The sequence below is a fragment of the Castellaniella sp. genome, assembly GCF_034674885.1.
Lineage (GTDB): Bacteria > Pseudomonadota > Gammaproteobacteria > Burkholderiales > Burkholderiaceae_B > Castellaniella.
This window is the reverse complement of the sequence record NZ_JAUCDS010000019.1, coordinates 52,922-60,703: the sequence shown is the minus strand read 5'-3', so window position 1 is coordinate 60,703 and position 7,782 is coordinate 52,922. Positions and strand designations below refer to the sequence as shown.

The following is a 7,782-nucleotide window of genomic DNA, read 5'->3' as shown; positions in this document are numbered from 1 at the left end:
GGAACGGCTTCTTTGCCGATAATCGCAGCCAGGGTGGCGCTGGGCGTCAGGGGCTTCATGAACGCCGCGTTGGGCTTGCGGGCGGACTTTTCGGTGGTTGCCATGAATACAGGCTCCTACTTTTGGTTAAGTGAATAGCCCCCGAAGCTTACCGCGTGTTTCCCCCAAAGACAAAGCAAAGCAGTGAAAAATTTTTAAGGAATGTAGTCTGTGACCCAAGAGACCCGCTCGACCCATTCATCTCCTGTGCCGGCGGCGGTTGTTCACGCCGGCGCGGCGGGGGCTGTCAGCAGCCCGCAGGCCTTGACGCTGATCCGTCCCGACGACTGGCACCTGCATTTGCGCGACGGGGCCGTGCTGCAAAGCGTGGTTCTGGATTCCGCGCGCCAGTTCGGCCGCGCCATCATCATGCCGAACCTGAAACCGCCTGTCGTGACCACTGCGGATGCGCGGGCCTACCGGGATCGGATCCTGGCGGCTCTGCGTCAGGCCGGGGTGCCGGATGGGGATTTCCGGCCTTTGATGACCCTGTATCTCACCGACAACACGCAGCCTGAGGAAATCCGCCGTGCCCACGCTTCCGGGCTGATCCACGGGGTCAAGCTCTATCCTGCCGGTGCCACGACGCATTCGGACGCGGGGGTGACGGATCTCCTGAAGCATTGCCGGGCCACGCTGGATGCCATGCAGGATTGCGGCATGCCCCTGCTGGTGCACGGCGAGGTCACCGATCCCGACGTCGACCTGTTCGATCGCGAGGCCGTCTTCATCGATCGGGTGATGCGCCCGTTGCGACAGGCGTATCCCGCCCTGAAGGTCGTCTTCGAGCACCTGACCACCGCCGACGGGGTCGCCTATGTGCGCGAGGCTTCCGGGCCGGTCGCGGCGACGATCACCGCCCACCATCTGCTGTACAACCGCAATGCCCTGTTCCAGGGCGGGCTGCGACCGCATTGGTACTGCCTGCCGGTGCTCAAGCGCGAACGCCATCGCCTGGCGCTGGTCGATGCCGCGACCAGCGGCGAGGCGCGTTTCTTCCTGGGGACGGACAGCGCGCCGCACCCGAAGGGCGCGAAAGAACAGGATTGCGGTTGTGCGGGCTGCTATACGGCTCGCCACGCCATGGCCCTGTATGCCACGGCCTTCGAGGCAGCCGGCCGCCTGGATCGCCTGGAGGCCTTTGCCAGTCTGAATGGGCCGGCCTTCTACGGCTTGCCGCCCAATACGGGCACCCTGACGCTGGAGCGCGTGGCGGAACAGATCCCGGTGGCGCTGCCCCTGGCCGATACCCAGGTCATTCCCCTGGCGGCCGGTGAATCTCTGGCGTGGCGGCTGCAGGCCGAGTAGGACGGGGCAGCGGGCAACGGCAGGCCTTGCCCGCTGCCGTTGCCAGGGGCAGGCTTCAGTCGCCGCGCTTGTCTTCCAGGACGGTCCAGCGATCGAACAGCGCGTCGAGCTGTGCCCCCAGGTCATTCAGGGATTGCTGGATGCGTTCCGCTTCGGCGGGCCCGTCGCGGTACAGATCGGGGGCCGACAGGGCCTCGGCCAGCTGCGCCTGTTCGGCTTCCAGGGCGGCGATGCGGTCCGGCAGCCCGGACAGTTCTTCGGCCTCCCAGGGGGCCAGGCGGTTCTTGCGCGCCCGGGCCGCGTCGGTGTCGCCGGCGTTCGGCTTCTGGGAGGAGGCCGGTCTGGCGGTCGCTTCGGTTGCGGGCCCCCGGGCGGTGTCGGGCCTGGGGCGCTGGGCATCCCATTCGGCATAGCCACCCACGTATTCTTGCCAATGACCATGGCCTTCGGCCGCGATGGTCTGGGTGACGACGTTGTCCAGGAAGCTGCGGTCGTGGCTGACCAGCAGCACGGTGCCCGTGTAGTCCTGCAACAGGCTTTCCAGCAGTTCCAGGGTCTCGATGTCCAGGTCGTTGGTCGGTTCGTCCAGCACCAGCACGTTGTGGGGCTGGGCGAACATCCGGGCCAGCGCCAGGCGGGCGCGTTCGCCCCCCGACAGGCTGGACACCGGGGAATGCGCGCGCGCAGCCGGGAACAGGAAGTCTTCCAGGTAGCTCATGACGTGCTTGCGCTGGCCACCGATCTCCACCCATTCGCTGCCCGGGCTGATGGTGTCGGCCAGCGTGGCGGATTCGTCCAGGCGGTCGCGCATCTGGTCGAAATAACCGATGGACAAATTGGTGCCCAGGCGCACCGCGCCCTGGTCCGGCCGCAGTTCGCCCAGCAGAATGCGCAACAGCGTGGTCTTGCCCGCGCCGTTGGGGCCGATCAGGCCGATCCGGTCGCCGCGCAGGATCAGGGTGCTGAAGTCGCGGATCAGCGTGTGGCCGTCATACCCGTGCGAGACGTTCTGGAGTTCCGCCACCTGTTTGCCGGACCGCTGGCCGTCCGCCAGGGCGAAACGGACCTGTCCCTGCTGGTCGCGGCGTGCGGTGCGTTCCCGGCGCAGGGCCTCCAGGCGCCGCACGCGGCCTTCGTTGCGGGTACGGCGGGCCTCGATGCCCTTGCGGATCCAGACTTCTTCCTGGGACAGGAGTTTGTCGAAGCGGGCATTGGCCTGTTGCTCGGCTTCCAGCCATTGGGCCTTGCGAGCCTGCCAGGCCGAGAAATTACCGGGGAAGCTGAACAGCTGGCCCCGATCCAGTTCGATGATGCGGCTGGCGACGGCGTCCAGAAAGCGCCGGTCGTGGGTGATCAGCACAATGGTCAGGCGGGACTTGACCAGCAGGTCTTCCAGCCAGGCGATGCCGTCGAAGTCCAGGTGGTTGGTGGGTTCGTCCAGCAACAGCAGGTCGGGCTCCTCGACCAGGGCGCGGGCCAGGGCCACCCGTTTGCGGGTGCCGCCCGAGAGCCCTGCGATGAGCAGATCGGGGTCCAGTCCCAGGGTGTCGATCAGGGCCGCCGCCCGGGCGCTGCGCGCCCAGTCTTCCGAGGCCAGCATGTCGCCGTTGAGCACCTGCTGGATGGTTTCGTCTTCCGGCAGCGTGGGTTCCTGTTCCACCGTGGAGATTCGCAGGCCTTTCTGCCGGCGGATCTCGCCGTCGTCGAGCTGGGTGCGGCCGTCCAGGATGCGCAGCAGGGATGATTTTCCGGCGCCGTTGCGGCCGATCAGGCCGATGCGCTCCCCAGCCAGGAGCGCCAGATCGGCGCGATCAAGCAGGGGATGGTGGCCGTAGGCCAACTGGGCCTGGTTCAGGGCGAGAATCGTGTCGGACATAGGGGGAAACGGTCAACAGAGGGGAGTGGATCTGCGGCGGGCCCGGCGAGGGTGCGGCCGGCCATCCCCTATTGTCGCAGTTTGAGGGCGGCGCTGCCCGGGCCGGCTTGCCGTACAATGCCGGGGCGGGGCAGGTCGGGCAATCGCGGTGCCGAGGCATCGAGGAAGGTCCGGACTCCATCGGGCGCGATAGCGGCTAACAGCCGTCCGGCAACCCCTTCGGGGCAAGCCGAGGAACAGGGCCACAGAGACGAGTCTGCCACGCGGGTGCCGCCTTGGGGCGGCTCTCCGGTACGGCTACTCCGTACTGCCTGCCGGCCTGGCCGCGCAGGGCGTGGCAGGGTGAAACGCGGCAACCTCTATCGGGAGCAACATCAAATAGGCATGCGCCGGCTTCGTGCCGACAGGGCGGCCCGCCCGAGCATGCGGGTAGATGGCTAGAGCAGTCCAGCAATGGCCTGCCCAGAGGAATGATTGCCCGCCGGGGCGACCCGGCGTACAAAATCCGGCCTACAGACCTGTTCCGCTTTCCCGCCTAGGGAATTCGCGCATACGGCCCCCGCGCACGCTGTGATACTCTGAAAACACCTTTCGAACCGACGGCCTGTGCGGCAGCACGTGGCAGGTACGCCGGCAGGATTCCCACCCTGGAAATCCAGCAGGAGACACATCGGTGACAGATTCGACAGCATCATCCCTGTCGGGGGCATCCGACGATCGGCGCCCCCCTTTGCTGGAAGTCCATGATCTGGCAAAAAGCTTCGGCGGCCTCAGGGCCGTGGATCATTGCTCCTTCCAGGTGCAGCGCGGCACCATCACGGGGCTGATCGGCCCCAACGGCGCGGGCAAGACCACCGTCTTCAATCTCATCACCGGGTTCATCCCGCCCGACTCAGGGCGCATCTTGCTGGATGGGCAGGACATCGGCCACCTGCGCCCCGACCAGATCTTCGCTCGTGGCCTGTGCCGCACTTTCCAGATTCCCCGCGAACACGGCACCATGAGCGTGCTGGAAAACCTGATGCTGGTGCCCGCAGGCCAATCCGGGGAACACTGGTGGAAGGCGATGTTGTGTCCGGGCCAGGTTCGTGCTGAAGAATCCCGCAACCTGGAAAAGGCCCACGAAGTCCTGGACTACCTGCAACTGACCCACGTGCAGCACGAATACGCGGCCAACCTGTCGGGCGGCCAGAAGAAGCTGCTGGAAATGGGGCGGATGCTGATGGCCGATCCGCAGATCATCCTGCTCGACGAACCAGCAGCCGGGGTCAATCGCACCCTGCTGCAAAGCATCATCTCCAACATCAAGGCCCTGGCGCGTGATCGCGGCATCACGTTCCTGCTGATCGAGCACGACATGAACATGGTCATGAGTCTCTGCGACCCGGTGATCGTCATGAGCGACGGCCGCAAATTGGCCGAGGGCAACCCGGAATCCGTGCGCAACAATCGCGCCGTGCTGGAAGCTTACCTTGGAGGGCAATATGCCGCTGCTGCAGGTTGATGCCGTCACTGCGGGATACGGAGACACCGAGATCCTGCGCAGCTTGTCCATCGTCGTCGAATCCGACGAAGTCGTCTCCATCATCGGTCCCAACGGGGCCGGAAAATCCACCCTGATGAAAACCATCTTCGGGCTGCTGCACCCCCGCCAGGGGTCGATCCAGTTCGACGGTCATGACATCACCCAGGTGGCGCCCCACCGGATCGTGCGCCTGGGCATGTGCTACGTCCCCCAGGTGGCCAACGTCTTCACCACGCTGACCGTAGAAGAAAACCTGGAAATGGGGGCCTTCCCGCTGGGCAAGGCCGATCTCGCCGATCACAAGGCCCGCGTCTACGACATGTTCCCGAAGCTGCGGCAGCGCCGCCGTCAGCTGGCGGGCAAGATGTCGGGCGGCGAACGGCAGATGGTGGCCATGGGCAGCGCCCTGATGATGAACCCGAAACTGCTGCTGCTCGACGAACCCACGGCCGCCCTGTCGCCCAAGCTCGTGGACGAGATCTTCGAGCGCATCGCGCGCATCAACGAAACCGGCATCGGCGTGCTCATGGTCGAGCAGAACGCCCGGCAGTCCCTGAGCATGGCGCATCGCGGCTATGTCCTGGCCAATGGCGAGAACCGCCACGAGGGCTCCGGCCGCGATCTGCTCGACGACCCCAATGTCGGGCGTCTCTACCTGGGAGGGTGATCCGCTATGGTCGATTCAGCGCAATCCGCAATAACCGAAATCCCTCCCGATGCTCCCGAGACCGCCGTCGATGCGCGGGACTCCGGCGGCGCCCGCAGCAGCCGTTTCGTCGGCGGCGTGCTGGCGCTGATTCTGGTCGGCATGTGGGTCGCCGGCTGGATGTCCGGCACGAACGCCCAGGAAATGCTGTCCCTGACCGCGTGGGGCGTGATGCTGGGCGGCATCATCGCCCTGGGCGGCATCGGCCTGACCCTGTGCTACGGGGTGTTGAAGTTCCCGAACTTCGCTCACGGGGAATTCCTGACGCTGGGGGCCTACGTCACCTATGGCGTGGTGCTGACCCTGCCGCAATCCAACCCGATCTGGCGGTTTTCCTTTGGTTGGGAACTGCTGGTCGGCCTGGCGCTGGCGGCGGTCATCACCGCCGTCGTAGCCATCGTGATCGACCGGCTGCTGTACCGTCCCCTGCGCAAGCACCAGTCGCCGCTGGTGTTGCTGGCCATGGCCTCGCTGGGCATGGAATTCCTGCTGCGCGGCATCGTCTACCTGATCTGGGGGTCGGACTTCCACTTCTATTATTCGGGCCGCTCCAATCCGGCCTTGTACCTGCCGCTGGGCCTGCGCCTGCAGGCCGACCAGCTGTTCGTCTTCGCCCTGGCCCTGGTGCTGGTGGTGCTGCTGTACTGGATGCTGACGCGCACGCGCATCGGCAAGGCCATGAGGGCGACGGCCGACAATCCTGACCTGGCCCAGGTGCGCGGCATCAATACCGAACAGGTGATCGCCTGGACCTGGGCCATCGGGGCCGCGCTGGCCGCCGTCGGCGGGGTCATGTACGGCCTGGCGTCCCAGATGCGCCCGGACATGGGCTTCGTGCTGCTGTTGCCGCTGTTTGCCGCCGTCATCATGGGCGGAATCGGCAGCGCCTGGGGGGCTCTGGTCGGTGCCATCATCATCGGGGTGGCCATGCAACTGACCTCGGCTTTCCTGAATCCGGCCTACGGGCCGGCCGTCGCGTTCATCCTGATGGTCCTGGTGCTGCTGATGCGGCCCCAGGGGCTGTTCGCTCAACGCTAGGACACCGGCCATGGATTCTTCGCATCTGCTCAAAGCCTGCTTCCTGCTGGTTCCCGCATTCCTGCTCGGATGTCTGCTGTTTTCCCGCTGGCGCTGGCCGATACGGCTGCCGGCGGCCGTCGCGCTGGGGTGCGTGCTGGCCTTCGGGGTCGCGGGGTGGCTGCCGGGGATGATGGACTACCTGGTGTCCTTCTGCATCATGGCCATCATCTACTCGATCCTGTCGCTGGGTCTGAATTCGCAATGGGGGTATAACGGCCACCTGAATTTCGGCATCGCGGGATTCTTCGCCGTAGGGGCGTTCACCATGGCGCTGTTCGTCACGCTGCCGCCCTCGGGCGCCATGGCTGCCTATGCGCAGCAATGGTTCGGCCTGGGCGCGCCCTTTCTGCTGGGAGTCATCGCAGCCGGCATCGTCTCCGGCGTGGTGGGCTATCTGATCGCGCAGCCGATCCTGCATCTGCGGGCCGACTTTCTGGCCATTGCGACCCTGGGCATCGCCGAAATCATCCGGCTCATCTTCCAGAACGAGCGCTGGCTGGCCAACGGGCCCCAGCCGCTGTCGGGCATCACGCAGCCCCTGTCCTGCGTATTCGATCAGGGCGGCTGCAGCTGGCTGCCCGATGCGGTGGGCCGGGCGCTGTCCGCGCTGCAGCCCCGGGACTACAGCTATCTGTACCTGGTCATCGTGACGATCAGCCTGGCCGTGGTGTACCTGGTCCTGGAAGCCATGGTGCGATCCCCCTGGGGTCGGGCGCTGCGCGCGGTCCGCGACGAGGAAGAATCCGCCGCGATGAACGGCAAGCACGTCAAATCGCTGCGCGTGCAGTCCTTTGTGCTGGGGGCGGTCGTCATCGGCGTGGCGGGGGCTCTGTACGCCCCCTACATGGTGACCATCGACTACAGCCACTTCAAGCCGTTGTTCGCGACCTTCCTGGTGTGGGTGATGCTCATGCTGGGGGGCAGCGGCAACAACAAAGGCGCGATCCTGGGGGCCTTCGTCATCTGGGCGGTCTGGAGCGGCACAGGCTTTGTCACCGATTACCTGCAGGTCGCCCTGCAGGGGGTGGCGCCCGACGTGGCGTCCCGGATGTCCTTCCTGCGCTGGGCCTTCGTGGGCCTGCTGCTGGCCCTGATCGTGCTGTTCCGGCCGCAGGGCATCCTGCCCGAGAAAAAGCGCGTGTCCCGGTTCCTGAAGGACGTGCCCGAGGACTGATCCTGTCCGGCATCGGGGATGCGATCACGATTCCGGCATTGAAAAAGGCCGCCTCGGATTCCGGGGCGGCCTTT

General features: G+C 65.9%; 6 protein-coding genes, 1 other RNA gene and 1 pseudogene. 6 read left to right on the top strand and 2 right to left on the bottom strand.

Annotation, left to right across the window (positions count from 1 at the left end; translation table 11 throughout):
- Positions 1 to 104 (bottom strand): annotated as a pseudogene (locus VDP74_RS11185) (DNA topoisomerase III); the annotation flags it as partial.
- Positions 105 to 303: 199 nt separating this feature from the next.
- On the opposite strand from VDP74_RS11185, the gene pyrC reads away from it, so the two are divergent.
- On the top strand, positions 304 to 1,347 hold the full coding sequence (pyrC, locus tag VDP74_RS11180) for a dihydroorotase (protein ID WP_322999715.1): 1,044 nt from the start codon (positions 304 to 306) through the stop codon (positions 1,345 to 1,347).
- A gap of 55 nt (positions 1,348 to 1,402) precedes the next feature.
- Here pyrC and VDP74_RS11175 read toward each other — a convergent pair whose 3' ends face one another.
- A complete protein-coding gene (locus VDP74_RS11175; RefSeq protein WP_322999712.1) occupies positions 1,403 to 3,223 on the bottom strand; it encodes an ATP-binding cassette domain-containing protein in 1,821 nt (606 codons plus the stop codon).
- A 127-nt stretch (positions 3,224 to 3,350) separates the two neighbouring features.
- On the opposite strand from VDP74_RS11175, the gene rnpB reads away from it, so the two are divergent.
- The 5 genes from rnpB (at position 3,351) to VDP74_RS11150 (ending at position 7,708) form a co-directional block, all read left to right on the top strand.
- Positions 3,351 to 3,752, top strand: an RNA gene (rnpB, locus tag VDP74_RS11170) — RNase P RNA component class A.
- Positions 3,753 to 3,896: 144 nt separating this feature from the next.
- A complete protein-coding gene (locus VDP74_RS11165) occupies positions 3,897 to 4,727 on the top strand; it encodes an ABC transporter ATP-binding protein (protein WP_322999711.1) in 831 nt (276 codons plus the stop codon).
- Complete coding sequence (locus VDP74_RS11160) at positions 4,708 to 5,415, top strand: ABC transporter ATP-binding protein (protein ID WP_322999710.1); 708 nt, start codon at positions 4,708 to 4,710, stop codon at positions 5,413 to 5,415. Before VDP74_RS11165 ends, VDP74_RS11160 begins: the two co-directional genes overlap by 20 nt.
- Before the next feature lie 6 nt (positions 5,416 to 5,421).
- Positions 5,422 to 6,492 carry a branched-chain amino acid ABC transporter permease gene (locus VDP74_RS11155; protein ID WP_322999709.1) on the top strand — a complete coding sequence of 357 codons (1,071 nt, stop codon included), beginning with the start codon at positions 5,422 to 5,424 and terminating at the stop codon, positions 6,490 to 6,492.
- Positions 6,493 to 6,502: 10 nt separating this feature from the next.
- Positions 6,503 to 7,708 (top strand): branched-chain amino acid ABC transporter permease, encoded by a 1,206-nt coding sequence (locus tag VDP74_RS11150; protein WP_322999708.1) that lies wholly within the window; start codon positions 6,503 to 6,505, stop codon positions 7,706 to 7,708.
- Positions 7,709 to 7,782 lie beyond the last annotated feature (74 nt).

Excerpts from the sequence above, each read along its gene's own strand:
- VDP74_RS11160 (WP_322999710.1), top strand. The coding sequence starts at position 4,708 with ATGCCGCTGCTGCAGGTTGATGCCGTCACTGCGGGATACGGAGACACC.
- VDP74_RS11155 (WP_322999709.1), top strand. The coding sequence starts at position 5,422 with ATGGTCGATTCAGCGCAATCCGCAATAACCGAAATCCCTCCCGATGCT.
- VDP74_RS11150 (WP_322999708.1), top strand. The coding sequence starts at position 6,503 with ATGGATTCTTCGCATCTGCTCAAAGCCTGCTTCCTGCTGGTTCCCGCA.
- VDP74_RS11175 (WP_322999712.1), bottom strand. The coding sequence starts at position 3,223 with ATGTCCGACACGATTCTCGCCCTGAACCAGGCCCAGTTGGCCTACGGC.